The sequence below is a fragment of the Ruegeria sp. P8 genome (genome assembly GCF_056534665.1).
This window is the reverse complement of the sequence record NZ_JBQERC010000013.1, coordinates 81,052-106,256: the sequence shown is the minus strand read 5'-3', so window position 1 is coordinate 106,256 and position 25,205 is coordinate 81,052. Positions and strand designations below refer to the sequence as shown.

General features: G+C 60.6%; 23 protein-coding genes. 4 read left to right on the top strand and 19 right to left on the bottom strand.

Features of this window, described 5'->3' with window-relative positions; genetic code table 11:
- Nucleotides 1–37 precede the first annotated feature (37 nt).
- Complete coding sequence (locus ACR0BZ_RS14950; protein ID WP_480507860.1) at nucleotides 38–985, bottom strand: GlxA family transcriptional regulator; 948 nt, start codon at nucleotides 983–985, stop codon at nucleotides 38–40.
- 80 nt (nucleotides 986–1,065) lie between these two features.
- On the opposite strand from ACR0BZ_RS14950, the gene ACR0BZ_RS14945 reads away from it, so the two are divergent.
- From ACR0BZ_RS14945 to ACR0BZ_RS14930, 4 genes are all read left to right on the top strand, one after another.
- Nucleotides 1,066–2,226: an acyl-CoA dehydrogenase family protein gene (locus ACR0BZ_RS14945; RefSeq protein ID WP_480920617.1), complete on the top strand. Its 1,161-nt coding sequence runs from the start codon at nucleotides 1,066–1,068 to the stop codon at nucleotides 2,224–2,226.
- Between the two features lie 2 nt (nucleotides 2,227–2,228).
- Nucleotides 2,229–4,244, top strand: coding sequence for an acetate--CoA ligase family protein (locus ACR0BZ_RS14940; protein ID WP_480920616.1), 2,016 nt, complete (start codon nucleotides 2,229–2,231; stop codon nucleotides 4,242–4,244).
- A 3-nt stretch (nucleotides 4,245–4,247) separates the two neighbouring features.
- Nucleotides 4,248–5,027: a carnitinyl-CoA dehydratase gene (locus ACR0BZ_RS14935; RefSeq protein ID WP_209597100.1), complete on the top strand. Its 780-nt coding sequence runs from the start codon at nucleotides 4,248–4,250 to the stop codon at nucleotides 5,025–5,027.
- 75 nt (nucleotides 5,028–5,102) lie between these two features.
- On the top strand, nucleotides 5,103–5,573 hold the full coding sequence (locus ACR0BZ_RS14930; RefSeq protein WP_480833124.1) for a hypothetical protein: 471 nt from the start codon (nucleotides 5,103–5,105) through the stop codon (nucleotides 5,571–5,573).
- Here ACR0BZ_RS14930 and ACR0BZ_RS14925 read toward each other — a convergent pair.
- From ACR0BZ_RS14925 to ACR0BZ_RS14840, 18 genes are all read right to left on the bottom strand, one after another.
- Complete coding sequence (locus tag ACR0BZ_RS14925) at nucleotides 5,564–6,634, bottom strand: polyprenyl synthetase family protein (RefSeq protein ID WP_480559928.1); 1,071 nt, start codon at nucleotides 6,632–6,634, stop codon at nucleotides 5,564–5,566. The two genes, ACR0BZ_RS14930 and ACR0BZ_RS14925, sit on opposite strands and share 10 nt — an antisense overlap.
- A gap of 4 nt (nucleotides 6,635–6,638) precedes the next feature.
- The gene (locus ACR0BZ_RS14920) at nucleotides 6,639–8,762 is read right to left on the bottom strand and encodes a hydroxysqualene dehydroxylase (RefSeq protein WP_480920615.1); all 2,124 of its coding nucleotides are present in this window, start codon (nucleotides 8,760–8,762) and stop codon (nucleotides 6,639–6,641) included.
- The gene (locus ACR0BZ_RS14915) at nucleotides 8,755–9,579 is read right to left on the bottom strand and encodes a DUF3237 domain-containing protein (protein ID WP_480920614.1); all 825 of its coding nucleotides are present in this window, start codon (nucleotides 9,577–9,579) and stop codon (nucleotides 8,755–8,757) included. Before ACR0BZ_RS14915 ends, ACR0BZ_RS14920 begins: the two co-directional genes overlap by 8 nt.
- 14 nt (nucleotides 9,580–9,593) lie before the next feature.
- Nucleotides 9,594–10,478 (bottom strand): encapsulin, encoded by an 885-nt coding sequence (locus ACR0BZ_RS14910; RefSeq protein WP_209507025.1) that lies wholly within the window; start codon nucleotides 10,476–10,478, stop codon nucleotides 9,594–9,596.
- A 52-nt stretch (nucleotides 10,479–10,530) separates the two neighbouring features.
- Entirely contained in the window at nucleotides 10,531–13,731 is a 3,201-nt protein-coding gene (locus ACR0BZ_RS14905; RefSeq protein ID WP_480920613.1) for an adenylate/guanylate cyclase domain-containing protein, read from the bottom strand.
- A 484-nt stretch (nucleotides 13,732–14,215) separates the two neighbouring features.
- Complete coding sequence (locus tag ACR0BZ_RS14900) at nucleotides 14,216–14,473, bottom strand: hypothetical protein (protein WP_267363546.1); 258 nt, start codon at nucleotides 14,471–14,473, stop codon at nucleotides 14,216–14,218.
- 13 nt (nucleotides 14,474–14,486) lie between these two features.
- Nucleotides 14,487–15,179 carry a NapC/NirT family cytochrome c gene (locus ACR0BZ_RS14895; RefSeq protein WP_267363548.1) on the bottom strand — a complete coding sequence of 231 codons (693 nt, stop codon included), beginning with the start codon at nucleotides 15,177–15,179 and terminating at the stop codon, nucleotides 14,487–14,489.
- A 29-nt stretch (nucleotides 15,180–15,208) separates the two neighbouring features.
- Nucleotides 15,209–15,646, bottom strand: a complete 438-nt coding sequence (locus tag ACR0BZ_RS14890) for a nitrate reductase cytochrome c-type subunit (RefSeq protein ID WP_209507029.1) — start codon at nucleotides 15,644–15,646, stop codon at nucleotides 15,209–15,211.
- Between the two features lie 12 nt (nucleotides 15,647–15,658).
- Complete coding sequence (napH, locus tag ACR0BZ_RS14885; protein ID WP_480920612.1) at nucleotides 15,659–16,576, bottom strand: quinol dehydrogenase ferredoxin subunit NapH; 918 nt, start codon at nucleotides 16,574–16,576, stop codon at nucleotides 15,659–15,661.
- Nucleotides 16,573–17,391, bottom strand: a complete 819-nt coding sequence (gene napG, locus ACR0BZ_RS14880) for a ferredoxin-type protein NapG (protein WP_267363552.1) — start codon at nucleotides 17,389–17,391, stop codon at nucleotides 16,573–16,575. The genes napH and napG overlap by 4 nt, the downstream gene beginning before the upstream one ends.
- Nucleotides 17,392–17,419: 28 nt before the next feature.
- The gene (gene napA / locus ACR0BZ_RS14875) at nucleotides 17,420–19,912 is read right to left on the bottom strand and encodes a nitrate reductase catalytic subunit NapA (protein WP_480484296.1); all 2,493 of its coding nucleotides are present in this window, start codon (nucleotides 19,910–19,912) and stop codon (nucleotides 17,420–17,422) included.
- Nucleotides 19,909–20,202 carry a chaperone NapD gene (locus tag ACR0BZ_RS14870; protein WP_267363554.1) on the bottom strand — a complete coding sequence of 98 codons (294 nt, stop codon included), beginning with the start codon at nucleotides 20,200–20,202 and terminating at the stop codon, nucleotides 19,909–19,911. Before ACR0BZ_RS14870 ends, napA begins: the two co-directional genes overlap by 4 nt.
- Nucleotides 20,199–20,714: a ferredoxin-type protein NapF gene (napF, locus tag ACR0BZ_RS14865; protein ID WP_480484297.1), complete on the bottom strand. Its 516-nt coding sequence runs from the start codon at nucleotides 20,712–20,714 to the stop codon at nucleotides 20,199–20,201. The genes ACR0BZ_RS14870 and napF overlap by 4 nt, the downstream gene beginning before the upstream one ends.
- Before the next feature lie 130 nt (nucleotides 20,715–20,844).
- The gene (locus ACR0BZ_RS14860) at nucleotides 20,845–21,738 is read right to left on the bottom strand and encodes an FAD:protein FMN transferase (protein ID WP_480920611.1); all 894 of its coding nucleotides are present in this window, start codon (nucleotides 21,736–21,738) and stop codon (nucleotides 20,845–20,847) included.
- Complete coding sequence (locus tag ACR0BZ_RS14855; RefSeq protein ID WP_480484299.1) at nucleotides 21,735–22,250, bottom strand: nitrous oxide reductase accessory protein NosL; 516 nt, start codon at nucleotides 22,248–22,250, stop codon at nucleotides 21,735–21,737. Before ACR0BZ_RS14855 ends, ACR0BZ_RS14860 begins: the two co-directional genes overlap by 4 nt.
- Nucleotides 22,247–23,068, bottom strand: coding sequence for an ABC transporter permease (locus ACR0BZ_RS14850; protein WP_480920610.1), 822 nt, complete (start codon nucleotides 23,066–23,068; stop codon nucleotides 22,247–22,249). Before ACR0BZ_RS14850 ends, ACR0BZ_RS14855 begins: the two co-directional genes overlap by 4 nt.
- Entirely contained in the window at nucleotides 23,065–23,958 is an 894-nt protein-coding gene (locus ACR0BZ_RS14845; RefSeq protein ID WP_480920609.1) for an ABC transporter ATP-binding protein, read from the bottom strand. The genes ACR0BZ_RS14850 and ACR0BZ_RS14845 overlap by 4 nt, the downstream gene beginning before the upstream one ends.
- On the bottom strand, nucleotides 23,948–25,204 hold the full coding sequence (locus tag ACR0BZ_RS14840) for a nitrous oxide reductase family maturation protein NosD (protein WP_480588486.1): 1,257 nt from the start codon (nucleotides 25,202–25,204) through the stop codon (nucleotides 23,948–23,950). Before ACR0BZ_RS14840 ends, ACR0BZ_RS14845 begins: the two co-directional genes overlap by 11 nt.
- Nucleotide 25,205 lies beyond the last annotated feature (1 nt).

Here is a 25,205-nt window from a genome sequence, read left to right as displayed (position 1 = left end):
TGTGAAAAGCAACAAACGGCTTCCCGCCAGTCCGGGCTCATCGCCCCGACAGGTTTCCATTCCGAAATGCGGTCGGCGTTTGACCGAACTCGGCCTTGAACGCGCGGGTCATGGCGCTGGCGTTTTCATATCCACAGCGCCCCGCGATCTCGGCGATGGATTGTTCCGTATCCTCGGCCAGATTACGCGCGCGGTTCAGGCGCAGACGCCGATACAGCGCTTGCGGAGTTGTTTTCAGTTCCGCCTGAACACGTGTTTCAAGCCGTTTTTGCGAACATCCGATTTTCCGGGCCACACTCCGGACCGAAAGCGGTGCTTCAAGATGCGCCTGCATGACAGTCAGCGCGCGATTGACCAGCGTGTCCTCGGATTTCAGAGGCAGGTCATAATGGCCACGCCCGTTCCGGCTCATGAACAGGTGCTCGACCTCCATCGCCAGCAGCGGGCCGTGATCCCGGCGGATAAGGGTCAGGGCCAGATCGAAGGCTGCCATGGCCCCGGAACAGGTCAGACGGTTGCCATCGATGACGAACCGTTCCTGCACGGCCTCTACCGCCGGAAACCTTTCTTCGAACCGCGAAAATTCGTCCCAATGAATGGTTGCCCTGTGGTCATCCAGCAATCCGGCGCTGGCAAGCAGCCAGCTTCCCGTATCCAGCCCGGCCAGGTGCTTGTGTTTCTTGGCCGCAGCCAGCACGGCACGCATGGTCGACCGCGTATCCAGCTTCAGGTATCCATATGACGGCATAACAACAAGAAAATCCCCCTGTTGATCGCCGATGGCCCCGTTCGGGGTGACGACAAGGCCGCTGGAGCTTTGAACAGGGTTGCCGTCAAGCGAACAGAAGCGCCATGCATATAATGCCTGCCGTGACAGGGTGTTCGCCGCCCGCAACGGTTCGACCATGTTCGCAAGGCAATGGTTCGAGAACCCGTCGAACAGAAGGACATTGTATTGCTGCGATAATATTTTCGAACTCGGCATGAAAATGATCTATCTCTGCATGCCGCGACCATGAGCGATGGCGTTTGGTTGGTCAACCACCGATCCAGGGAACACGCGCCATGCAGTTTGGTCTGACAGAAGAACAGGACATGATCGTCTCGACGGTCCGCAGCTTTGTAGAAAAAGAAATCTACCCGCATGAAGACGCGGTGGAACGCAGCGGAACGGTCCCGCTGGAGCTTGGCAATGAGATCAAGCAGAAATGTATCGATCTGGGGTTCTATGCTTGCAACTTTCCCGAAGAAGTGGGCGGCGCGGGCCTGTCGCATCTGGATTTTACACTGGTCGAGCGTGAGCTGGGTCGTGGGTCGATGGCGCTGACGCATTTCTTTGGCCGCCCGCAGAACATCCTGATGGCCTGCAACGATGAACAGCGCGAACGCTATCTGCTGCCTGCTGTGCGCGGGGAAAAGATGGACGCGCTGGCGATGACCGAACCGGATGCCGGATCGGACGTGCGCGGCATGAAATGTCAGGCGGTGCGCGACGGTGGCGACTGGGTCGTCAACGGATCGAAACACTTCATCTCGGGCGCGGAACACGCGGAATTCTTTATTGTATTCGTTGCCACCGGCGTGGATGAGACCCCGAAAGGCCCCAAAAAACGCATCACCACTTTCCTGGTGGATCGCGGCACACCGGGCTTTGAAGTGCGCGACGGCTACAAATCCGTCAGCCACAGGGGCTATAAAAACTGTATCCTGTATTTCGACAATTGCCGCCTGTCCGATGCCCAGGTTCTGGGCGAGGTCGATGGCGGTTTTGCGGTGATGAACGAATGGCTCTACGCGACCCGCCTGACGGTTGCGGCCTTCTCGGTCGGGCGCGCGCGGCGCTGCTTTGACTATGCGCTGAACTACGCCGCCGAGCGCAAGCAATTCGGCCAGCCCATCGGCAAGTTTCAGGGTGTCGGTTTTCAGATTGCCGACATGATCACCGAGATTGATGCCGCCGACTGGCTGACCCTTGCCGCTGCTTGGCGTCTGGATCAGAACCTGCCCGCAAACCGCGAGATCGCCTCGGCCAAGCTCTACGCCTCCGAGGCATTGGCGCGGGTCACCGACACGACGCTGCAAATCTTCGGCGGCATGGGCCTGATGGATGATTTCCCGATTGAACGGTTCTGGCGCGACGCCCGGGTCGAACGGATCTGGGACGGCACCAGCGAGATTCAGCGCCACATCATCAGCCGCGATCTTCTGCGTCCGCTGGGTGCCTGACCATGACCAAAGACCTGACCCGGCTGCTGCGCCCGAAATCCATCGCTGTCATTGGCGGCGGTGCATGGTGCCAACAGGTTATTCTGCAATCCGAACGCATGGGATATGCCGGTCAGATTTGGCCGATCCATCCCAAGGCTTCGGACATTGCGGGCCACAAGGTTTATGGGCATATCGAAGATCTGCCCAACGCACCTGACGCGGTTTTCATCGGCATCAACCGCCACGCCACGATTGAAGCGGTTCAAGTCCTGTCCAGCATGGGTGCAGGTGGCGCTGTCTGCTTCGCCTCGGGCTTTTCCGAGGCCGTGGCCGAGGACGACACCGGCGGGGATTTGCAGGATCAACTGATCAACGCGGCCGGTGACATGCCCATTCTGGGCCCGAACTGCTATGGCTTCATCAACGCGCTGGACGGGGCATTGCTGTGGCCGGATCAGCACGGGGTTGTGCCCGTCGACAAGGGCGTGGCGATCCTGACGCAAAGCTCGAACATCTCGATCAACCTGACCATGCAGAAACGCGGGCTGCCGATTGCCTATATGGTGACCTGCGGAAATATGGCTCAGACCAGTCAGGCGCAGATCGCCTCGGCCCTGATCGATGACCCGCGCGTGACCGCAGTGGGCCTGCATATCGAAGGCTTCAAGAACGTCCGCGAATGGGAAGCACTGGCCGCCAAAGCCCATGCAAAAGGCGTCCCGCTGGTTGCCCTCAAGGTCGGCGCATCGGAACAGGCGCAGGCGGCAACCGTTTCCCATACCGCGTCACTGGCGGGCAGCGATGCCGGGGCGCAGGCGCTGCTTGACCGGCTTGGCATTCCACGCCTTTCGGCGCTGCCTGACTTCCTTGAAACGCTTAAACTGTTGCACTGCTACGGGCCGCTGCCGGGGGGCAACATTTCCTCGATCAGCTGTTCGGGGGGCGAGGCGAGCCTGATTGCCGATATGGCTGTCGGCACGGGGTTACATTTTCCACGGCTGAGCGGTGAAAAGCTGACACGCCTGCGCGGCGCGCTCGGGCCCATGGTCGCACTGAACAACCCGCTGGATTATCACACCTATATCTGGCGTGACGAGCTGGCGATGACGCGGGCCTGGTCGGGCATGACGGGCGACGATATCGACATGACATTCTCGATCGTCGACTACCCGACCACCGACTCCACCGATTGGGCCTGCGCAACGCAGGCAGCGCTGAACGTACGGGCAGAAACCGGCGCCCGGTTTGCGATTGTCGCCACCTTGCCGGAACTTTTGCCGGAAGACATCGCACAACAGCTGATGGCCGGGGGTGTTGTCCCCTTCATGGGCCTGCGCGAGGCGCTATCTGCGACCCGCGCCGCAGGGCAGGTCAAGGCCCCATCCGCTGCGCTCGTTTTGCAACCGGGCATGATGGAACCAACCCAAACCCTGACCGAAGGCGCCTCGAAGGCGGCGCTGGCGGAATGCGGCCTGCGTATCCCGCAGAACCGGACGGTGCGGGGCGCGGAAGCTGCCCGTGCCGCAGCGGACCAGATGGAAGGCCCCTTTGCCGTCAAAGGTGTCGGGCTTGCGCATAAATCCGAACACAGCGCCGTTCGGCTGGGCATCCAGGCCCAGGACGTCGCGGCTGTCGCGGCAGATATCGGCACCGAAGACATCCTGATCGAAGAGATGGTCGCCGGACCCGTTGCCGAGCTTCTGATTGGCGTGGTGCGTGACCCTGCGCATGGGTTTGTTCTGACCCTTGGGGCAGGGGGCGTGCTGACCGAACTGCTGCGCGACACGGTATCCTTGCTGGTGCCCAGCTCGCCCGAAGACATCCGCTCCGCCCTCGGTCAACTGAAGATAGCCCCTCTGCTGGCGGGCTATCGCGGCCAACCGGCGGCTGATATGGATGCGATTGTTGCCGCGGTCGAGGCCGTTCAGACCTATGTCATGCAAAATGCCGACACGCTTGGCGAGGTCGAGATTAACCCGCTCCTGTGCACGCCGGACAAGGCCGTTGCCGTGGACGCCCTGATAAGAAAGGCCTGAGACATGGACCCGATCAAAACCCGCCGCGATGGCTCGATCCTCGAGGTTACGCTGGACCGCCCTAAGGCAAACGCGATCGATCTGATCACCAGCCGCAGAATGGGCGAAGTCTTTGCTGAATTCCGCGACGACCCGGACCTGCGCGTGGCCATCCTGACCGGTGCGGGCGAAAAATTCTTTTGCCCCGGCTGGGATCTGAAAGCTGCCGCCGACGGCGACGCGGTGGACGGAGATTACGGCGTCGGCGGGTTCGGAGGCCTGCAAGAGCTGCGCGATCTGAACAAGCCCGTGATTGCCGCCGTCAACGGTATCGCCTGCGGCGGCGGGCTAGAGTTGGCCTTGTCAGCAGACATGATCCTTGCAGCTGACCACGCCACGTTTGCCTTGCCGGAAATCCGCTCGGGCACCGTTGCGGATGCTGCCAGCGTCAAACTGCCCAAGCGCATCCCCTATCACATCGCGATGGAGCTGCTGCTGACAGGCCGCTGGTTTGATGCCGAAGAAGCCAACCGCTGGGGGTTGGTGAACGAAATTGTCGCCGCTGATCAGCTGATGGACCGCGCGTGGGACCTTGCCCGCTTGCTGGCGTCAGGGCCACCGCTGGTCTATGCGGCCATCAAGGAAATCGTGCGCGATGCCGAAGACGCCAAGTTTCAGGACGCCATGAACCGCATAACCAAGCGGCAACTGCGCAGCGTGGATGTCCTCTATTCCAGCGAGGACCAGCTTGAAGGCGCGCGTGCATTTGCTGAAAAACGTGATCCGGTCTGGAAAGGCAAATAATAACGCGGTGTGTTTGTCGCGCGGATCCGGTAAATTTCCCATTTACTGATCCGCGTCACAGGTGCACAGTTGGGTATGCCTTATTTCGAACGAAAACCATACGTTAGCACGCCACTTCCGGTCAGCCCGATCGCGCCGCAGCCGGATGCGCAACCGATCTCGGACATTGCCCGCCGCGTGCTTGGGGCTGAACGGGGCGCGCAACAGCCGCTTGAAGGGCCATTTGCGTGCCGCAAAACCTGCCATCCCGGCGGCACTGCGACCATTTTGCTGTCCTTTGACGCACCAAATGGTGGTGGGCCTGTCGCATTACAGTTCGAACCGGGCGACCTGATCAACCGGAACGGCGACACTCTTCCGGCAAACCGGGTCAATGTTGTCCCCCCGCAAATCCAGCTAAACCCCGGCGAGTCAACAGATGTTGCCGTCATTGTAACCGTGCCGGATCTTGCCGATCCCGGCGAATATCACGGCCGGATCGCCTGCACAGGCACAGTGCAAACCTCGATCGTCGTGATGTATGAGGTGGCGGGCGCTCAAACCTGACGGGTTACGAGATAGTCCATGAAATGACCCAGAAACGCGCGCGGCACCTCTTCGGTGGCTGCAAAAACCTGCGCAAACTCCTGACGGGCCGAGGCCAGCAAGTCATTGGCCGCGTCCTGTGCATATCTGATGCAGCCATAGTGATCCATGCGATCCAGAACCCAGCTGACATCCTGCGTCGAACGGTTGTCACGCGGGTTTGACAGCATCTCCGACAGGCGCGCTTTTTCGGGCTCGTCCGCCTGCAAGCTAAGCCGCCCCAGCATCAGCGTGCGTTTGCCTTCGTAAATGTCCCCGCCGATCTCTTTGCCATATTTGTCCTGCGAGCCCACGAGATTCAGAACATCATCCTGTATCTGAAACGCAGCCCCCAGAAAAAACCCAAACGCGTTGAAATCGTCCAGGTTCAACGCGCCAGACGCCACATCATGAGGCCGGGCAATCAGCGCCCCGATGCGCATGGGGTGAATGAAGCTGTACCAGCAGGTCTTTTTCAGACACATCGTCAGATAATCCGATGCATCCACGTTCAGCCGGTTGTCCCGTATCCAGCCAAGCTCCAGCGCCTGACCTTCAATGGACTGCTGCAACAGATGATCAAACTCGTCCACCACGCGTATGCCGGTTTCAGGGCCCAGCGGCCCAAGGTTCTGGCGCAACAGGCGCAGGGCCAGCGATTGCATCCCGTCACCGGTATTGATCGCCAAAGGGACCCCAAGACGCTTATGCATACATTCGCGCCCGCGCCTGAAATCGCTTTGATCCTCGATATCGTCATGGATCAGAAATGCGTTGTGCAGCAGTTCAAGAACGGCGGCTGACACTCGCGCGGTCTCGCTGTCACCACCGAAAGCCTCGCAGGTGGCCAGCAACAGCGCGGGCCGCAACCCCTTGCCCGAGGTTTCGATGTAATCCCGCATCGGCCCGTACAGATAGGCCTGCGGCTCGCCCGTCGGCAGCAGCTGCAAAAGCGTCTCACGGGCCCGATCCCCGTATGAGGTCAGCGTTTTCAGAAAATCCTGCTGTACCGCAGGATCCAGATGTGCTGTGCCAGTGGCCACAGGGTCATCCCTTCTGGGTGATGATCACACGGGTTTTGGTCTCGTTCCTGCCCGTCTCGGCAAGGTTTGGTCCGGTTGCGGAAAAAGGTGAATCCGTCAGCGGCAAGGCTTTGGACAACACCCCTGTCTGGCCGCTGTCCCGGCCCAGATCAAAGGCAACATCCTCTGCAATCTCCTCTCCCGGGATCGGAAGATCAGCGGTCGGCTCGTAGGCCACCATCAGGTCAAACAGCTCTTTCGGAGGGCAGATCATGCGCAACGCGTCCGCAATCGCAGGGTCTTCGGTAATCCCGCCGGGTTTTGAATATTCCGTAGCCGGTTTCGCAATGACGGCAAGCGGCCCTTCGCCGCCACGCTCAACACCCACGGAATCCTGTCCCATCCTCAGCGCGGCTTCGACCGCAACCGCAAACCGGTTGTCCCAGGGCAGGCCGGCCTGATAACGGGCAAAATCATAGGCGCGCAGCGGTTTCAGGATATCCGGCTCGTGCAGGTCCCAGATCTGGCAGGGCTCAGCTTTTGATCCACCGCGTTGCAGGATGGCATTGACCGCCCGGCGCGCCGCTTCGTTCGCCCCTTCCATGGTGGCAAGATCGGTGTAGGTGCGCACATAATCCGACGCCAGCATGAAGTTCGGGATTAATGTGGCCGCCTCAGGGCGCAACCGCCAGCTGTTGATGCGATTGACCAACAGCGGCTCCACATTGGTTTGGCGCTTGGGGTCGTTGGGATCCTGCACAATATCCGGATCAAGGAACCAGTAATGCATATCCTCGTCGCGCAGGACGGTCTGGCCATCCACGTTGACGCTCCGCTTGAGCTGTTCCCAAACCTCTTGCGCAATCTCCTCACGGCTGCAATCACGCGCGGTTTTTCCATTCAGGCCCGGCTTGTCCCATTCCGAGATATCTATTGAAAGCAAACCCTTGGTCTTGCCTTCTGCCCAGTTTTCAAAGTTGATGGCCGACCAGAACTGTTTTTGTGAAACCGCGGTCAGGGCCCAGGGGCTGTCAATGAAAATGACATGGCCGTGCGTCAGTTCAACATCCTTTGTCAGATAGAACTGAATTCCGTTCATCCATTGCACGTCTTCGGCCAGCAGGGGCAGCTTGGCCAGAGACGGGTCAATTGCCGTCATCGCAGGGGTGATCAGCGGCGCGATCCGTTCGATCGGCATCGCACTGATGAACCAATCCCCGGTGACCTGCTTTTCCTCGCCATCCTGTTCAACCGTCGCGCTGACGATGCGGCCCTCCTGGCAGTCGATGCCCGTAACCTTTGAGTTGAACTTGTACACGACCCCCTTGCTTTTGAGGTAATCCAGCCACGGCTGTATCCAGACAAGGTTGGTGGGACCGTTCAACAACCGGTTGCCATGCGGCTCGGGCGTCGCGATACCCAGTTGAAGCTGAACGGCAATGTCGCCCACCGTCTTTGTACTGGCAGTTGTCGCCTTCGCGGCCACTAGCGAACGGGTCAGGCCAATCGCCAGAAACTTCTGATACGCTTCCGAGCGTTGTTCGGCACCGATGAAATCCCACCACCCGATGCGTTCATATTCGTCGAACCGGCGTTCCTTGCAGGATGTCGCGATGCGCCACATGCAGGCGATGAAATGTTCGACATCCTCATAGGCGATCTGGTCCCGGGGCGAGAGCGTGAATGCAACCGTCTTGAGCGCGTCGGCCACGTCTTTCAGCGTGCGGGGGAACCGTTCGGGAACGATGATGCCTGGGTCGTCAAACTGGCTGACCAGAACCTGAGTGGTGGACACCAGATTATCGTAACAGGTGCCTTTGCCGTAATAGGGCGTGCGCGCCATCGTATCGGTGATATGGCGGTAGAAATTCGGAAAGAACCGGAACCCGTGCTCGCCGGGCAACCAGGGGCGTTTCACGCCTGGGGGATAACTGGCGCCGTCCATCTCGGCCCATTGTTCAAGCGCCTTGATGTGTTTCGCCTTGGACCCGTGATCGCCTTCGCCCTTCATCACGGGGATGCTGCGTGCCTTACCGCCGGGGATCAGCTGGCGCTCGTGAATCTCGACCTCGTACCCGCGCTCGATCAGCTCATGCGCGGCGCTCATTCCGGCCACGCCACCGCCCAGTATGACAACCTTTTCAGCCATCGGATGTTCCTTTCGCGGAATAGACGTCAAAGCGCAGGGTGATATCGGACAGGCTGGCTTCGCCGATGCCGAACCCCTGCAACCTGTTCATCCAGGCATAATTCGGGTTTGACGTCAGGTATCGCGGTGCCAGCCGGACCGGGGCCGAGGCGGGCAGAGTGCCCTTCGCCAGCCCGGCAAACCCATCCGGGCCAAAGTCACACACGCCGGTATCTTCAAACAGGATCGGCGCACCCCCTTCAACGGGTTGAATAAGCGCTCGGGCGTGCAAAAGCCCAACTCCGTCGGATCGCACGCGCATCCAGTCGCCCCCCAGCGGATCGATCGTCCCCTTCAGATGAGGTCCTTCAACCGTTCCGCCCTCTTTGATCCCGAAATGCAGCCAGATGCCGTCCGGTGTTTCACCTGACGGATAGAACTCGTCGGTGAACGGCACCACAAACCTGCCAACGTGTTCAAGCGCGGGCATTTGCGTGACAGGCTTTGCCGGGCTTGGCGGCGCAGGCTCGGGGGCCTTTCCGGGGCCGGGATCATATTCGCGACCACCGGTCGTCAGCACCGGTCGCCAGGTCAATGTCTTTTCCTGGGTCACAGATGGCAGCATGGCTGCAAACTGCTGAAACCCCGTCATGGGGTCGCATTGCAAGGGCCAGCCGCGAATGGCGCGTTCGGGGCCGCCATCTTCGGAACAGATCACACGCACCACGTCATGCGAAGACACGGCGGGTCCGGCTTCGATCAGCACGCGATTTAGCCCATTTTCGTTGATCACTTCGGACCAACGCAATGTCACACCCCGGTCTGTGAATTCTCGCATGACCAGTTCTCCGGTCAGCACGTAATGGTGCAGATCGCCTGTGCTTCCTTGATCCTCAGGTGGAACTTCTGCTGCACGCGGAAGATGTGCTCACCGTCAGACGAGGTTTGCAGATACTTCACCGCGATATCCGAAGGCACGACAATCTCGACCGGCGCGCCTTGCAGCGATACAAGTGCTGCCTTGTTTGCGGGAAGGGTGCCCGATCGCAGCAGCGGACCATCAAGGAACGGAAGAATACTGTCACGCGGCAGCACCATCGAGTTTTCGATCGGCGTGGTCACGGCCTGAAACAGCCCATTGCCCATCACGCAGGCAAAAGGCCCAAGGTATCCATGCGCTTCCAGCTTGTTGATGCCCGCGACCACGGCCTCGAAAACCTCGGGGCCGGAACAGGGTTTTTTCTTCCCGTTGATCGATATGGATTGACCTTCGCCAGCCTCCAGCAGCCCCGGGTATTTGCCGCCACCGCTGACGGTATAGATCGGCGGCAGATCGGCAGGTGCGCCACCGGCATGTTTGGGGGCTTCGCTGCTGCCTGGCTGGCCGTTGAAAACGATGTCATCCTCGACCTTGGCCACGACGGCGGCGGCCCGGCGGAACATGATCATGGCTGCGGCCAGTTCCGGATCAGCCACCTGCGCGCCTTTCAGGTAGACGTTGACGGAAACCGTCGTCAGCCGCAGGGTGTCATAATCATTCACTTCCAGACGCTTGGCCGCGCCTGATGCGTTGTCGACCAGACCCAGCTTGTTCAGGGGAACAGATTGCGTGTCCGCAGGCAGCGGCCCATAAAGCGGCAGAAAGCTCGCAGCCACCCGCGCACGCAGCGCCTCATCATGGACCGCCTTGTTAACGGCATTCCACTGTTCGGTGTTCCAATCCAATGCATCGGTCATTGTAAATCCCTCTTGGTCATGCTGCCCTGTTTGGCCGGGCAGTCCGTCTCGTTCATTCGGCTTTCGTCAAACTGTCCAGAAGTGCCCCGGCGCGTTGTTCCTGAACAACGGCACCACATTCGCGGGCAAGCGCCAATGCCAGTTCACCCTCGGCAATCGCGCTATCCCGATCACCCTTGGCAGCAAAGGCTTTGGCCCGCACGCGGTGATATTCCGGTTTGTTCAGCGTTTCTCCTCGTTCCCAACCGGGGGTACACACGGTTTCAAGCCGGTCCAGGGCCTGATCAATATCCCCGTGATCGATCATCAACTCAGACAGAACAATCTGATTCTGCGGAAAAGTAAAGTTTCCACCAGACTTTGAGATCAGGTTCATGCAGGCCTCGATATGGGCCGGGACGCCCTCGATGTCACCTTTTCCCGCCTGCGCAAGACCCATGTAGATATCCTGCATGGCGTGAAGATACAGGAACCCTTCCTCATCGGCGATCTTGCGCGCTTCTTTCATAGTGACGTCCAGCCGGTCCCATTCGCCCGCGTAGGGCAGGAACATGCTGCACGCGCCCATGACATAGACAAGATTGGGTGCGTGGTTCAGTGCCCGGCTGACGTCGATGGCTTTCAGACGTGCGGCCTCCGCCTCATCAAACTTGCCCTGCTGCCACAGAAGGCACCCCTGAATGGCCAGCAACGACGCCGTGGTCGAGGACTGGGTCATCGGCATCATGGCCATGTCCAGCTCGGGCGTGATCAGCGCAAAGGCACGGTCAAGCTGCTGCTCGCAATCCGCAAATTCCCCGCGGAAGTAATGCGTGAAACTCAGCGCGCGGGCCGCCAGCACGTTGGCGACAGGATCGCCACTCATACCGGCCATCGCGTCCAGGGCCTGTCCCATCTCCATTGCGCGGTTCATCTGGCCCGCGACAAAGAAATTGGTCCAGCGGCAGAAGGTGGCCGCGAAAAGGGTTTCGCCATCGCCCAATGCATGGGCAAGCTCCATCGCGCGGGCGGCTGTCTCTCCGACCTGGTCGGAGGACCATCCATAGATCGCCATGTAAGCCGGAAGGATATTCATCTGCACCCGAAGCTCGAATCCGTCACGCTCGGCATTGGCGGGCATCGTTCCGATATTACGCAGTGCCGCGCGAAACGCCGAGATCGCAGGCAGGTTCGCCAACCGCGTCAGGGCTTGTTCGCCTGCCGTAAACCAGTTGGACACCGCCTCATCCTTCAACCCGCCATGGTCGCAGTGATGCGCCACGGTATCGGGGGCGGGGCTTCCGAATGCGTTATGTCCGGCCAGCAAGGCCCGTGCGATTTTCAGGTGAACCTTCTGCCGGTCTTCGCGCAGCAGCGAGTTATAGGCCGTATCCTGAACCAGCGCGTGGTTGAACGTATAGGTGGCCGTTCCGGCTTCGCCCGTGATCAGCACAACGCCAGCCGCCATAAGCTGCATCAGCGCGCTTTTCACATCCATGTCTTCCTGCGCCACCGCCTGGATCATCGCCGAGGTGAAACTGCGCCCGATAACAGACCCAAGCTGCGCAATGGGCTTTGCGTTTTCCATCCGGTCAAGACGCGACATCAACGAATCCTGAAGGGTTGCGGGGATACTCAGGGCATCCAGAACCTCGGCGTTGATCGGCGCATCTTGCGGCAGCTGGTCCAGAACCGCCTTGGTCATCTCTTCGATGTAAAGCGGAACGCCATCGGCTTTCTCGACAATCTGCCTGATCAGGATGACCGGCAAACTGTACGGCTCAGCCACGCGCCGGACCAGTTCCGAGGCTTCACTGCTGGCCAAAGGCGTCAGATCGATGCGCGCCGCGCGGCCTTCGTAATGCTCTGGCGGCTCATATTCAGGGCGATGCGACAGGACCACCAGTATCGGGAACCCGTCCAGTCCTGATGCCAGCGCCTCCAGCACGTCCAGCGTGGTTGCGTCAGCCCAGTGAACATCTTCCACCACCAGCAGCAAGGTGCCGCGCCTGTCGCACAGGCTGCCAATGCTGCGCAACAACACGTCCAGCGACTTGCGGGCCTTCTTCAGGGGGTCGGGATCCGGCGCTGCGCCCGTTTCGACCCCGGCCATATCGAGAAGAACAGGCAAATCCGCGTCGCTCAGACGAGAGGCGGCCTGAACAAAATCGGAAATCGCGGCCCTGATGCTGTCATCGGATTTGTCGCCTGAAACCCGCCTCAACTCACCCACGATCGGGTGAAGCGGAAGGCTGGCCAGATGCGGAATGCACTGCAACGTAAAGGGTTTGACGCCAATTGTTTCGGACAGCGATTTGATCAGCCGCGACTTGCCAATGCCTGCGGCGCCGCCGACAAACGCGAACCTGCCGGAGCCCGCCTGTGCATCTTTCCAAAGCTGGGTCAGGACCGAAAGATCGTCGCCCCGGGCGACAAGATCAACGGCTGACCGTCCGACACGCGCATCGAACCGGCTGGTCGCGACGCTTTCGGAAATGGCGCGATAGACGGTGCGCTGATTGTCAAACCCTTTCAGGTTCTGGCTGCCACGGGGCTCGAATTCGAATGCGCCTTGTGTCAATCGCCACGTCTCTGCGGAAACGATCACCTCACCCGGCTCGGCCAGACCTTGCAGGCGGGATGCAAGGTTTGCAGTTTCACCGACCAGAAAGTCCTGCGACCCAAGACTTGTCGACGAAACCACCCCTACAACAACCATACCGGTGGCAATTCCCGCCCGCAGATCCAGTTTTTCGCCAAACCTGTTTTCAAGGTTTTGTACGGCTTCGATGGTTTCCAGCACGGCGCGAACGGCGCGTTCGGCATCGTCCTCCATGGCTTTGGGATATCCGAAATAGACCATGATCCCGTCGCCCTGCCTGTAGGCCAGATGACAGCCATGCTGTTTCAGGGTGCCGATCGCCGTATCCAGATACAGATTCATGATCTGCATCAGGTCTTCCGGGTCATACCGCTGGGCCAGCTGCGTCGACCCCACGAGATCGCAGAAAACCAGCGTAAGCTGCCGCCGCTCGGCTTCGGACCTAAGCTCCTGCCGGGTCGATGCCTCCTCAGATTTCAGACGGGCCTGCGCCTTGCGAAACCGCTTTCTTTCGCCAACCGTCAGCCCCAGATCGCGCAGTTCGGGATCTGTCAACTCGTCCAGAATATCATCATCCACGCCTTCCTGCCGAAACAGGGTGGCATGGTTTTCCAGATCAGCCAGTCGAAGAACTTTTGAGATACGCGGCGATGCCTCAAGGACCCCCGTCATCGTTCTGCGCCCCCGCCCATTTTCCTTCTCCCCTTACTCCCCTCAAAACATATTGTATTTGTATAAGCAAAAATAGAGAGGAATTTACGTTCAATCCACATGACGCAGGGACACCATTGTTAACTTGTTATCTGCTGTGGCAGATGTAGCGTTGAAATTCCACTCCACTTTGAGTTTTTCGTGTCGAATCATTGGCTTTCAGTTTCATATTGATTTTTCACGCGCAAAACTGAACCCGGCATGCTGCCTTGCCGCGCGTAATGGGGAAGGGTGTTTTCCCATAGGCGCTAGGGCCTCGTGCGCTTTTATCGAAGTTGTGGAAATGCGAAAATCAGACCCTGCCGATTTTCGACACTGCCGCGCGCCTTAAGCGCTTCCCCTACGTCAATGGACGTGTCGCGCGCGGTACAAGCACCCGCTTTGGCGCTGGAAACGTGACCCGGCAGGATACCGGTTCCACCAATGGGCAGAACCGGTTTCTTCTTCAGACGGTTGCGCCCTTCAGGCGGATGGCAGTGCCAAGGCTGCCCGCGCAAAGCCCGACCAGAACCGAGATGCCCAGTTCCAGCGCTTCCACATGGGCGAACTGAAAGCCCGCGAAAACCAGCGTTTCCAGAATGCCGACACCGGCCCCCAGTGCCGCACCCAACCACAGCTTGCGGGTCATCATTCCAAGCGCCAGTCCCAGTATGCCGGGCAGGCCCAGGACATTGGCGCCGATTGTTCCAAGTAAGTCTAACATGTCTGCCCCCACCCTAATTCGAGCTGTTGTTCAGAAACGCGCGGATGTCGCTGCCCGAGGCGGAAGCATGTTCCTGAAGAACCACGCCCTCCACGGCCTCGCTTATCTTCTGGTACTGTTCCAGATAGTTCGCGGGCAGATTATGCGCGATGCCCTGATGGCAGTCGATGCATGTCATGCCGGTGTCGATGGCGCGCTGGTGTTCCGACGCGGCGCGGGTTTCCTGAATGGTAAAGTCCATGTAGTCAAAGTTGTGACAGTTGCGGCATTCACGACTGTCCGACTCCTTCATCTTCTTCCACACGGCCGAAGCCATGCTCAGGCGATGCGCCTCGTACTGCTCGGGTGTGCTGATGGTTCCGGCCAGCTCATGATAGACGTCTTTGACGGCCATGATCTTGGCTTTGATCTTGTGGCTCCATTCATCCGGCACGTGGCAGTCGGAACAGATCGCGCGAACGCCGGAATGGTTGTTGTAATGAACCGTTTCGCGATACTCGCCCAGGTTGGTTTCCATCGTGTGGCACGAGGTACAGAATTCTTCGGTATTCGTCAGCTCAAGGGTCCAGTGAAATCCACCCCAGAACAGGATACCGGCCAGAAATCCGGCCAGGACCAGAAAGCCTGAACTGAACAGCACCGTCGGCGTCCAGATCGCGTTCCAGAGGCGACCAAGCAAGCCGCGGTTTTCAGGAGAGTCGGCCATATCGGTGCTCCTTTCAGTCTTGCGTTGGATCAATTGCCGGCGGAGGGCTGGAACACGTTGTCGACCAGCGGCGGGGCGTCGGCCTGCGGTACGTGGCACTGGTTGCAGAAATACCGGGTTCCGGCGATCCGATCCAGTTCGCGGCCTTCGCGGTCCAGATAATGGGTCATCGACAGCGTCGGCGCGTTACGGTCACCAGCTTTGGTCCAGTCGTGGCAGGACAGGCACTGGTTGGTACGGATGTCGATCTGGTACTGTTCGACCGAATGCGGGATCACCGGCGGCTGCTGCCGGTAATTGCGCTGCTGGCGCCCTTCGACATTGCGGTGGATCTGGTCCAGCGGCACCGGCTCATCCACATCCGCACCGCGCAGGGATTCAACCTGAGCAGATTGCGCGAGGGCCCATCCGCTCAGCAATAATACGGGTAGAAGGGCAATTCCGCCTGTAACGATTGATTTTTTCATCTTGGCACTCCCCTAGATAGGTCTGGCGGCGCGCGGCTCGGGCGCGGCAACTGGATCGGAAGGTTGGACGACGTGGTCGTCGAACCGGTGAGTAAAGGTAAAGACGTCGACCGCGCAGACATCGATGCAGCGGCCACAATTCGTGCAGTCGGGTGACAGGATCAGCGGGGTACTTCCCGGTTTGCCCTTCAGCGCGGGCGAGATCACCTGATTTTCCGGGCAGACCGCGTAACAATCCATGCAGTCGTCGCAGGCGGCGCGGTTTGTGGCGCTAATCCGCAGCAGGCTTTTTGCTCCGATCAGGCCATAGAACGCGCCCACCGGGCACAGGTGTCCGCACCATCCGTGGCGCGAGACGAAGACGTCAAAGACAAAGATGGCTGTGATCAGGGCCCAGACAAAGCCCATTCCAAAGACCAGCCCGCGATGCAGCATGGTGATCGGGTTGATCAGTTCCCACGCGATCATGCCGCTCAGACCCGAAACAAGCAGGACGGTTGCCAGAATCCACAGGCGCGTGCCGCACTTGGGCTGCCAGCCTTTCGGCAGGTCCAGCTTGCGGTGCACCCAGTTGGCCGCGTCCGTCACCGGGTTTATGGGGCAGACCCAGGAACAATAAACACGGCCACCAATCAAGGCATAGACCACCAGAACGATCAGCCCACCGATCAGCGCGGTCATTTCGGGCCAGTGGCCCGCAACCATGCTCTGCAACAGGATGAACGGATCGGTCAAAGGCAGCACGCCCAGCGTCAGCGACCCGGCCAGCGTGCCCTGAACGACCCAGATGCCGAACCATGGGCCCAGCAGAAACAGAACCAGAAAGAACAGCTGGCTTGCACGGCGCAACAGCAGATAGCGATGCGCGCCGATCCAGCCCTTGCTGGCGATGGCCTCTTGACCTGTGGGCATATCTGTGCGGGCGCTCATTGTCCCACCCCCGGCAGATCATATCCCGGCGCAAATCCGCCGGGCGTGGCCAGATTGTCCGTGCCCGGTCCGGGCAAACGGTCCGGCAGGTCGATGATCCCCTCGACCACCGGCGCGCCTTTCGCGGCCTTTTCTTCCCAACCCTTGCGGTAATGCTCTGCCGAACTGCCCCGCGCCAGCCGGGCAGGCAGCACCTTGATGGCGGCCTCGGGCAGAACACAGCTTTTCTCGCACATGCCGCAGCCGGTGCAGCGGTCGGCGTGGACGGTCGGGATGAACATCGCGTGATGACCCGACCGCGTGTTGTGCGTGGTGTCCAGCGTGATCGCCTCGTCGATGACGGGGCAAACGCGGTAACAGACATCGCAGCGCAACCCGAGGAAGTTCAGGCAGTTCTCCTGATCGACCAGAACCGCGACCCCCATCTTCGCATCGTCGATATTGTCCAACGCGGGATCCAGTGCCCCGGTCGGACATGCAGCGACGCAAGGGATGTCGTCGCACATCTCACAGGGAATATCCCGGGCGGTGAAAAAGGGCGTTCCCGTCGCCACCGCGTCCGAGCCTAACTCGGCCAGTTTCAACGTATCGTATGGGCAATCCCGCACGCATAATCCGCAGCGGATGCAGGCCGACAGGAACTCCTTTTCCGGCAGCGCGCCGGGCGGGCGCAAAGCCTCGGCCGGCAGGGCGCGGGCGTCGCGGGCCAGATAGGCCAGCACCGTCCCGGCGACCACGCAGCCGCCCGCCGCCCGCGCCGAATCCTGCAGGAACCGGCGCCGCTGCGGCGAAAGGGGTTTGTCGGCAAAAGACATGAGGATTTACCCGTGCGATCCTTGTTGCCTATGCGCGCTCGACCTTGCAGGCGCATTTCTTGAAGTCGGTCTCTTTCGACAGCGGGCAGGTCGCGTCCAGCGTCAGCTTGTTGGTCAACTGGCCTTCGTCGAACCACGGCATGAACACCAGACCGCGCGGCACCTTGTTGCGCCCACGGGTCTCGACCCGGCTGGTGACCTCGCCTCGACGGGTAGACAGAACAATCTCCTGACCCCGGCGCAGATCCCGGTCCTTGGCGTCCTGCGGATGCATGTAAACCACAGCCGCCGGGTAGGCGCGGTGCAGCTCTGGGACACGGCGCGTCATCGACCCCGAATGCCAGTGTTCCAGCACACGACCGGTGCACAGCCACAGATCATATTCCGCATCCGGTTCCTCGGCCGCAGGCTCGTAGGGCGCAAAGATGATGCTCGCCTTGCCATCCTTCTTGCCATAGAACTTCACGCCCGCGCCTTCGGGCACATAAGGGTCATAGCCTTCGCGGAAACGATACAGGGTTTCCTTGCCGTCCACGACCGGCCAGCGCAGACCACGGGCTTGGTGATAGGTTTCAAACGGAGCCAGATCGTGCGCGTGGCCGCGTCCGAAATTGGCATATTCCTCGAACAGACCCTTCTGAACGTAGAACCCGAAATGCTCGGATTCGTCGTTGTCAAAGCCCTCGGCAGTTTCCGACAGCGGGAACTTGTCGACGCTGCCATTGGCAAACAGAACCTCGTACATGGTCTTGCCGCGATGTTCCGGCATGGTGGCCAGCAACTCTTCGCCCCAGACCTCTTCAACGGTGAAACGTTTCGAGAATTCCATCACCTGCCACACGTCCGACTTGGCCTCGCCCGGTGCCTTGACCTGCTGCCGCCAGAACTGTGTACGGCGCTCGGCGTTACCATAGGCGCCTTCCTTCTCGACCCACATGGCGGTGGGCAGGATCAGGTCGGCGGACACGGCCGTGACGGTCGGGTAGGGGTCTGATACGGTGATGAAATTCTCGGGGTTGCGATACCCGGGATAACCTTCTTCGTTGATATTCGGTGCGGCCTGCATGTTGTTGTTGCACTGCACCCAATAGGCGTTCAGATCACCATCCTTCAGCTTGCGGTGTTGCAGCACGGCGTGAAAGCCGGGCTTGGCCGGAATGGTACCCGCAGGCACATTCCAGGCGGTTTCGCAAATCTTGCGGTGCTCGTCATTCATGACAACCATGTCGGCAGGCAGACGGTGGGCAAAAGTGCCGACCTCACGCGCGGTTCCGCAGGCCGACGGCTGACCGGTCAGCGAGAAGGGCGAGTTTCCGGGCTCGGAAATCTTGCCCACCAGCAAGTGCACGTTATACATCAGCGAATTCACCCACGACCCGCGGGTATGCTGGTTGAACCCCATGGTCCACAGGCTCATGACCTTGCGGTTCGGGTCGGCATATTGCTGGGCCAGACGCTCCAGCTTGTCCGCCGGAACGCCGGACAGCTCCGAGGTGTATTCCAGCGTGTATGCCGATACCGCCTCGGCATATTCCTCAAAGCTGATCGGCTCCATCTTGCCGACATTGGGGTTCGCGGCCTCTTGTTGCAGCGGATGATTGTCGCGCAGGCCATAACCGATATCGGTGGCGGTCTTGGTGATGTTGACGTGGTTCTTGACGAACTCTTCGTTCACCGCGCCATTCTGGATGATGTAATTGGCAATGTAGTTCAGGATCGCCAGATCGGTCTGCGGGTTGAACACCATGCCATTGTCGGCCAGCTCGAACGAACGGTGCTCGAAGGTCGACAGAACATGCACTTCGCATCCCGGCTTGGTCAGGCGCGTATCGGTCAGACGCGACCACAGGATCGGGTGCATCTCGGCCATGTTCGACCCCCACAGAACAAACGTATCTGCGTGCTCAAGGTCGTCATAGCAGCCCATCGGCTCGTCGATGCCGAAGGTACGGATAAAGCCGACCACGGCCGACGCCATGCAGTGACGCGCGTTGGGGTCGATGTTGTTCGACCGGAACCCGGCCTTCATCATCTTGGCCGCCGCATAACCTTCCCAGACGGTCCACTGACCGGAACCGAACATACCCACGCTGGTCGGGCCTTTCTTGGCCAGCGCCTCTTTCCACTTGGCAGCCATGACGTCAAAGGCTTCGTCCCAGCTGACCGGCTCAAACTCGCCATTCTTGTCATATTCGCCGTTGGTTTTGCGCAAAAGCGGCGTGGTCAAGCGGTCCTTGCCATACATGATCTTGGACAGGAAATAGCCCTTGATACAGTTCAGACCCCGGTTGACCGGCGCATCCGGGTCGCCCTGCGTGGCGACTACGCGGCCATCCTTGGTGCCCACCAGAACCGAACAGCCCGTGCCGCAGAACCGGCAGGCGGCCTTGTCCCAGCGGATATCGGGCGCGGCGGCCTGGGCGCTGGCCGAACCAGCGGCCATTGGAATGCCGGCAGCCGAGGCCGTGGCAGCCGCTGCGGACGCTTTCAGAAATGTACGACGGGATTCAGAGATGGTCATTGCATGGGCCTCCTGCTGGACGGTTGGCTTGGAGCATCAGGACGCGGAGCAGCCTCCGCGGGATCTTCGAAATGGTGATAGGTCAGCGATAGCGAGATCACGCCGGGGATCTGGTGCAGATCCATGATGGTTTCCGAGGCCAGCCGGTCGGCTGTATCCTCGACAACCACGACGAACCGGCCATCCTCGGCCTCGGCATGAAGCTCGACGCCATCGGTGCCGGTCATCGCCGCGCGTGCGGCGTCGGTGTGATCGGGGGCGATGTGGACAAGACAGCCACAGATATTCATTGGGTCACCTCCGGGTGCAAAGGGGCGGGGCGGTGCATCGTGATGGCCCCGGCGGGGCAGGCGGCAGAACATGTGCCGCATCCGATGCAGGTTTCGGTTTCAAGCGCTGGTTCAGCCCGCCCGCCCAATTGCAGGCGAAAGCGGATGGCTTCCTGTTCGCAAGTGTCCTGACACAGGCGGCAGCTTACCCCGTTCATCGACAGGCAGCTTGCAGCCTCGATCCGTGCGCGCCACGGCCACTCGGTCACACGCTCGGGCAACAACGCCGGGGTCGGGCAAACCTCGGCACATGCACCGCATAAGGTGCAGCCGCCTGCGGAAAGATCCAGAACCGGAAAGCCGCTGTTGTCGAATGTGATGATCTCTTCCGGGCAAGCCCCGGCGCAGTCTTCGCAGCCTGTGCACAGATCGGCAAAGCCTGTCACGCCCGCACCCGGCGGTCGGATCGCATCAGGATCCTCCCGTAGGATACGTGCGCTCAGAAAAGCGCGTCTGCTGGTCAACTGGCTCATGGCTGGCGACTCGAGTGTGGATAGATTGGTTCGCGTCCTTACTTCCTAGCTGCGCGAAGCAGCGCACGAATTGACCTATATCATGTTTTTCGCGAATTTTCCTGACGCACCTGAGATTTGCGACCATGCGTCATACATTCAGCTCGATATGGGCCTCGGGAAAACGTCGCAAGATTTCAGTGACTTGACTGTCAGATGCCGCGCAAATTGCGGTGGACAGACCATCTGCCGTCACCGCGTCAGGGGCAGAAACCGAAACCGTTCTGTCCCGGTTTGCAGGCCCGTCCGGGGTGATGATGTGACCGAAACCCTGTCCCAGCTGCGTCCCCAGCGATGATGACGTCGCGACAGCGCGGTCACGCAGCGCGACCCGCTTCAGAGCCCGCTGGTCCGGCGCGGCCAACCCGACTTTCCAGGGCGTGCCGTCGCCTCGCGAACCCAAGGCGGCAACCTCTCCCATATCGACCAGAACATCACGCAAACCAAAGCCACGCAGCAGCGCGGCGATCCGATCCGTGATCGCGCCTTGGGCGATACCGTTCAGCGTCAGGGCCGACTGGCCCGGCACCGGCAGCCGCACCGACGCAGCATCGAAAGACACCCGTTCCCAACCCACAGCAGCGCGGGCGGCAGCCAGATCTCCGGGGCCTGCGCCTGTTGCCAAAGCATACCACAGGGGCTGAATGCTGGGATCGAAAGCGCCGCCGGAGGCCAGATGCAGGGCACTGCTCAGGCTCAATACCTCCAACAGCTCAGGCGCGGGTGCGGTCAAAACACCGTCGCGGTTCAGGCGGCTCAGCTGTGACTGCGGACGGTACAGGCTGAAGATATCCTCCAGCCGGGTCACCTCACCCTCGACGGCGGCAATGATCGGTGCGGCCTCGGCATCCGCCAGCCCGACCAGCCGCAGGCTGGCCGCAGCCCCAAGGGCGGTTCCGCGCCAGTACGCGTCCGAAGCCATGGCCGGAGTGGCCGCACAAGCGGCGGAAATGATCAGAAAACGGCGGCGGGACAGGGCGGTCATACGGGGGTCTCCAATGTCAGATCAAGATCGACAGGGCCAAGCACTTCGGCATCGGGAATGTCGGGCAGGCGCATCGCGGTCCCACCATAGGTCTCCGCGAAAACCTGCGCATCGGCAGGATCAGCAAAGGGCACCACTTCGCGCGCCCCCATGCCGCCGGCCACATCGGCACCAACGACAAAAGTCGCACCATCCGCGGCGATCCAGTTCGAAATCCCCGGCTGCCGCCAGCTTGGCGCGACGCCCATATCGCTGACATATATGGCAGTGATATCCGCATCGCGCTCGGGGCTTTTCAGATAGGCCACCATGTCCCGCACCTGCGCGAAAAACAACGGGGCCGGATAGCCTTCCAGATGAACCTGCCCCTTGGGGCCGCCATGCTCGGCTACATTCATCTGACAGAAATAGCTCAGCGCATCCGGTGTCAGATCGACCGGGTCAGGTGCCTCGGCGAACTCTTCCTTGCAGGCCACCAGTGCAAACAATGCGATCAGGGCAAGACGTCTCATGGCTCGACCCTCCGAAAAGCCAGCCGGGCAAGGGCAAAGCCCAGCACCGGCCAGATCAGCAGCGACGCGGGCGCAGCCCAGACCGGCAGGGCCTGTGCGGCCCCGGTCATGCCCGAGGCCATGGCCACGCCTTCCGTCGCGGCGATGTTCCACAAACGGAACGCGTCGGCCGGGTTGGCCACCATCACCCATGGAAAGACGGATTGGGTGAATGCGCCGCCCTTGTCCATGACGACGGCCCCCAACAGGCCCAGATCATAAAGGACGACAAAAACCAGCCAAAGCCCGGCCGACAGACCCGCTGCCGCCGTGGCGCTCCTCGCCAAAGCGGACAGCAGGTATCCAAGCGCCAGAAACACGGCGCCCAGCAGGATCGAGGTCAGGATAAGTCGCACCAGCGCCATCAGGCTTTCCGGCCCCGCACCACCAAAGAACGCGGCTACCGCGCCTGCGGTGCCAAAACCCACGGTCATGGCAAAGGCTAGCGCGGCCAAATGGGCGCAGAACTTGCCCAACAGGATTTCCCCGCGTCCAGCCGGATAAGACAGCAGCAGCGACAGGCTGCCCCGGTCCACATCGCCCGCGATGGCATCGAAGGAAATCATCAGCGCCAGCAAAGGCGCAAGGTAAACCGACAGCGTGGTCATCGACGCGACCGAAACGGTCAGCATATCAACACCCAATGTGCCGGTGGGCGCGCTGCCCGCAAAGGTCAGCGCCAAGGCGAACAGCACCATGATCAGCGTGGCAACCAGCAGCCAGCGGTTGCGGCGCAGGATCAGCATTTCAGTTCGGGAAATGGCAAGGAAGCGGGTCATGTCCTCTCCTCCTGTGCGTAGTGGCGATAAAGGTCCTCCAGCTTGGGCGGTGTCATTTCCACATCCGCCACCGCATCGCCCAACCCGGCGATCCGGCGCAGGGCCTCCATCTTGTCTTCGGGTGTGCAGAGCAGCTCAACGGACGCGCCGTTGATCCGGTTGCCGCCCAGTTCGGCGACCAGGGCATCCGCATTGGCGCTGGCACGCACCTTCAGGCGGATCGGCAGCCCGGCCAGCGCCGAGAGGTTGTTCAGCGTGTCATCGGCGACCATCCGACCCTTGCGCATGATGGCGATCCGGTCGGTGCGCGCCTCAACCTCGGTCAAGGCATGGCTGGCAATCAGCACGGCGGTACCCTGCGCGGCCAATTCATCAATGATGGCATAAAGGTCCTGCCGCGAGATCGGGTCCAGGCCGGATGTCGGCTCGTCTAGCAGCGCCACTTTCGGCTGTCCCAGCAGCACCTGCGCCAGCCCCAGACGTTGCCGCATCCCCTTGGAATAAGCCCCGATCCTGCGATCCAATGCATCGCTCAGACCAACGCGCTCCAACAGGCCGGGCACATCGGCTTTTGACCCGGACAGTTTCGCAAACAGTGTCAGCTGCTCGCGCCCGGTCAACGCCGGGTGAAACGAGACCGCCTCGGGCAGATACGCCGTATCCTGTCGCGCCTGCGCGCTGCCAGGGGTGGCGTCCCCGATCCGAATGGCCCCGTCCCGAATGGGCGTCAGGCCAAGGATGGACTTGATCAGGGTCGACTTTCCCGCGCCGTTATGGCCCAGCAGCGCCACGCGCTGACCGGGGGCAAGGGATAGGGTGATATCGTCAAGAACGCAGGTTTTCCCCCGGTTCTTGCTGACATGGTCAATTGACAGGGCCTTATCCGTCATGAGGCACCTTTTTCATAGCTGGGGGTTCAGGGGCTTGCATCAATGGGTTGCTGTCCATCACACCCCCCGGCAACAGTGCCGGGAAGGCTGATTGCGACCAGCGTACCAGCTGCACGGCAGGCGAGCCGAGCAGCAATTTGGCTGCGGGTTGGGTCCACAGCACATGGTCCATACTGTCATTGGGTCGATAGGGGACATCGGCGATGCCGTTGCCATCCACATCATAGGCGGCAAAATCGGACCAGTAGTTGCCGCGCCCGTCTTCGGACCACTCGACCCACTTGGTCGAGACATATTTCACCTGCGTCCGGTTGCCGATGAATGAATTGCCGACGATGCGGTTGCGTTCACTGCCAGCGGTAAAATGGATGCCGATGCCGCATCCCTCAAACCAGTTGTCGGTGAATTCGTTCTTGTTCGAGTTATAGAGGAAGGTGCATTTTTCCTTGGCACCTTTCACCACATTGCCGGTGATGACGCTCTTGTTGGCGTAATTCAGCATCACGCCATGTTCGCGGTCCCCGATCGAGACATTGTTGGCGACCCGCACATTGGTCGTGAACATCACCGCATAGCCCAGATCGTTGCCGATCGAGACATTGTCGCTGACGACCGAGTCGTCGGCATACATGTAGTGAACGGCAAACCGCAGATCGCGGAATAGGTTGCCGGTAAAGGTGTTCTTCTTGGACGAGTTCACAAAGATCCCGTCGCGGCCATAGCGGATGTCATTGCCTTCAACCACTGCACCCGGCGCGTTCCAGACATAGACACCATTGCCACGCGCGTTCATGTGGCGATCCTGTCGCCCTTCAATCCGGTTGCGTCGTACGATGCTGTCCTTCGCACCGTGGATGTCGATGCCGTAAAGATTGCCCAGCAGCACGTTATCCTCGACCACCGGCGCGCGCGCCGTCTTGGTCAGCTGGATGCCGCTGTCGATCCCGTCATGATCCGAGCCTGATCCGATCACAGTCAGCCCGCGCAGGGTCACGCCCGGCCCGGTCACTGTGATCACGCTGCCTTGGCCTTGTCCGTCGATGGTGGCCTGTCCCAGCCCGTCGAGGGTCACGGGCCGGTCCAGAACCAACTGCTCGACGTAAACGCCGGGGCTCAGGCGAAGGGTGTCCCCATCCGCCGCCTGCGCCAGTATCTCGTTGATGGCCCCCGCCCGGTTGGGCACATCCCAGTCCGCCGCCCAAAGGGGCGAGCCGAGCAGGAGCGGTATGAGCAGGGGCCAACGCATG

Excerpts from the sequence above, each read along its gene's own strand:
- ACR0BZ_RS14950 (WP_480507860.1), bottom strand. The coding sequence starts at position 985 with ATGCCGAGTTCGAAAATATTATCGCAGCAATACAATGTCCTTCTGTTC.
- ACR0BZ_RS14945 (WP_480920617.1), top strand. The coding sequence starts at position 1,066 with ATGCAGTTTGGTCTGACAGAAGAACAGGACATGATCGTCTCGACGGTC.
- ACR0BZ_RS14940 (WP_480920616.1), top strand. The coding sequence starts at position 2,229 with ATGACCAAAGACCTGACCCGGCTGCTGCGCCCGAAATCCATCGCTGTC.
- ACR0BZ_RS14935 (WP_209597100.1), top strand. The coding sequence starts at position 4,248 with ATGGACCCGATCAAAACCCGCCGCGATGGCTCGATCCTCGAGGTTACG.
- ACR0BZ_RS14930 (WP_480833124.1), top strand. The coding sequence starts at position 5,103 with ATGCCTTATTTCGAACGAAAACCATACGTTAGCACGCCACTTCCGGTC.
- ACR0BZ_RS14920 (WP_480920615.1), bottom strand. The coding sequence starts at position 8,762 with ATGGCTGAAAAGGTTGTCATACTGGGCGGTGGCGTGGCCGGAATGAGC.
- ACR0BZ_RS14915 (WP_480920614.1), bottom strand. The coding sequence starts at position 9,579 with ATGCGAGAATTCACAGACCGGGGTGTGACATTGCGTTGGTCCGAAGTG.
- ACR0BZ_RS14910 (WP_209507025.1), bottom strand. The coding sequence starts at position 10,478 with ATGACCGATGCATTGGATTGGAACACCGAACAGTGGAATGCCGTTAAC.
- ACR0BZ_RS14905 (WP_480920613.1), bottom strand. The coding sequence starts at position 13,731 with ATGACGGGGGTCCTTGAGGCATCGCCGCGTATCTCAAAAGTTCTTCGA.
- ACR0BZ_RS14900 (WP_267363546.1), bottom strand. The coding sequence starts at position 14,473 with ATGTTAGACTTACTTGGAACAATCGGCGCCAATGTCCTGGGCCTGCCC.
- ACR0BZ_RS14895 (WP_267363548.1), bottom strand. The coding sequence starts at position 15,179 with ATGGCCGACTCTCCTGAAAACCGCGGCTTGCTTGGTCGCCTCTGGAAC.
- ACR0BZ_RS14890 (WP_209507029.1), bottom strand. The coding sequence starts at position 15,646 with ATGAAAAAATCAATCGTTACAGGCGGAATTGCCCTTCTACCCGTATTA.
- napH (WP_480920612.1), bottom strand. The coding sequence starts at position 16,576 with ATGAGCGCCCGCACAGATATGCCCACAGGTCAAGAGGCCATCGCCAGC.
- napG (WP_267363552.1), bottom strand. The coding sequence starts at position 17,391 with ATGTCTTTTGCCGACAAACCCCTTTCGCCGCAGCGGCGCCGGTTCCTG.
- napA (WP_480484296.1), bottom strand. The coding sequence starts at position 19,912 with ATGACCATCTCTGAATCCCGTCGTACATTTCTGAAAGCGTCCGCAGCG.
- ACR0BZ_RS14870 (WP_267363554.1), bottom strand. The coding sequence starts at position 20,202 with ATGAATATCTGTGGCTGTCTTGTCCACATCGCCCCCGATCACACCGAC.
- napF (WP_480484297.1), bottom strand. The coding sequence starts at position 20,714 with ATGAGCCAGTTGACCAGCAGACGCGCTTTTCTGAGCGCACGTATCCTA.
- ACR0BZ_RS14860 (WP_480920611.1), bottom strand. The coding sequence starts at position 21,738 with ATGACCGCCCTGTCCCGCCGCCGTTTTCTGATCATTTCCGCCGCTTGT.
- ACR0BZ_RS14855 (WP_480484299.1), bottom strand. The coding sequence starts at position 22,250 with ATGAGACGTCTTGCCCTGATCGCATTGTTTGCACTGGTGGCCTGCAAG.
- ACR0BZ_RS14850 (WP_480920610.1), bottom strand. The coding sequence starts at position 23,068 with ATGACCCGCTTCCTTGCCATTTCCCGAACTGAAATGCTGATCCTGCGC.
- ACR0BZ_RS14845 (WP_480920609.1), bottom strand. The coding sequence starts at position 23,958 with ATGACGGATAAGGCCCTGTCAATTGACCATGTCAGCAAGAACCGGGGG.
- ACR0BZ_RS14840 (WP_480588486.1), bottom strand. The coding sequence starts at position 25,204 with ATGCGTTGGCCCCTGCTCATACCGCTCCTGCTCGGCTCGCCCCTTTGG.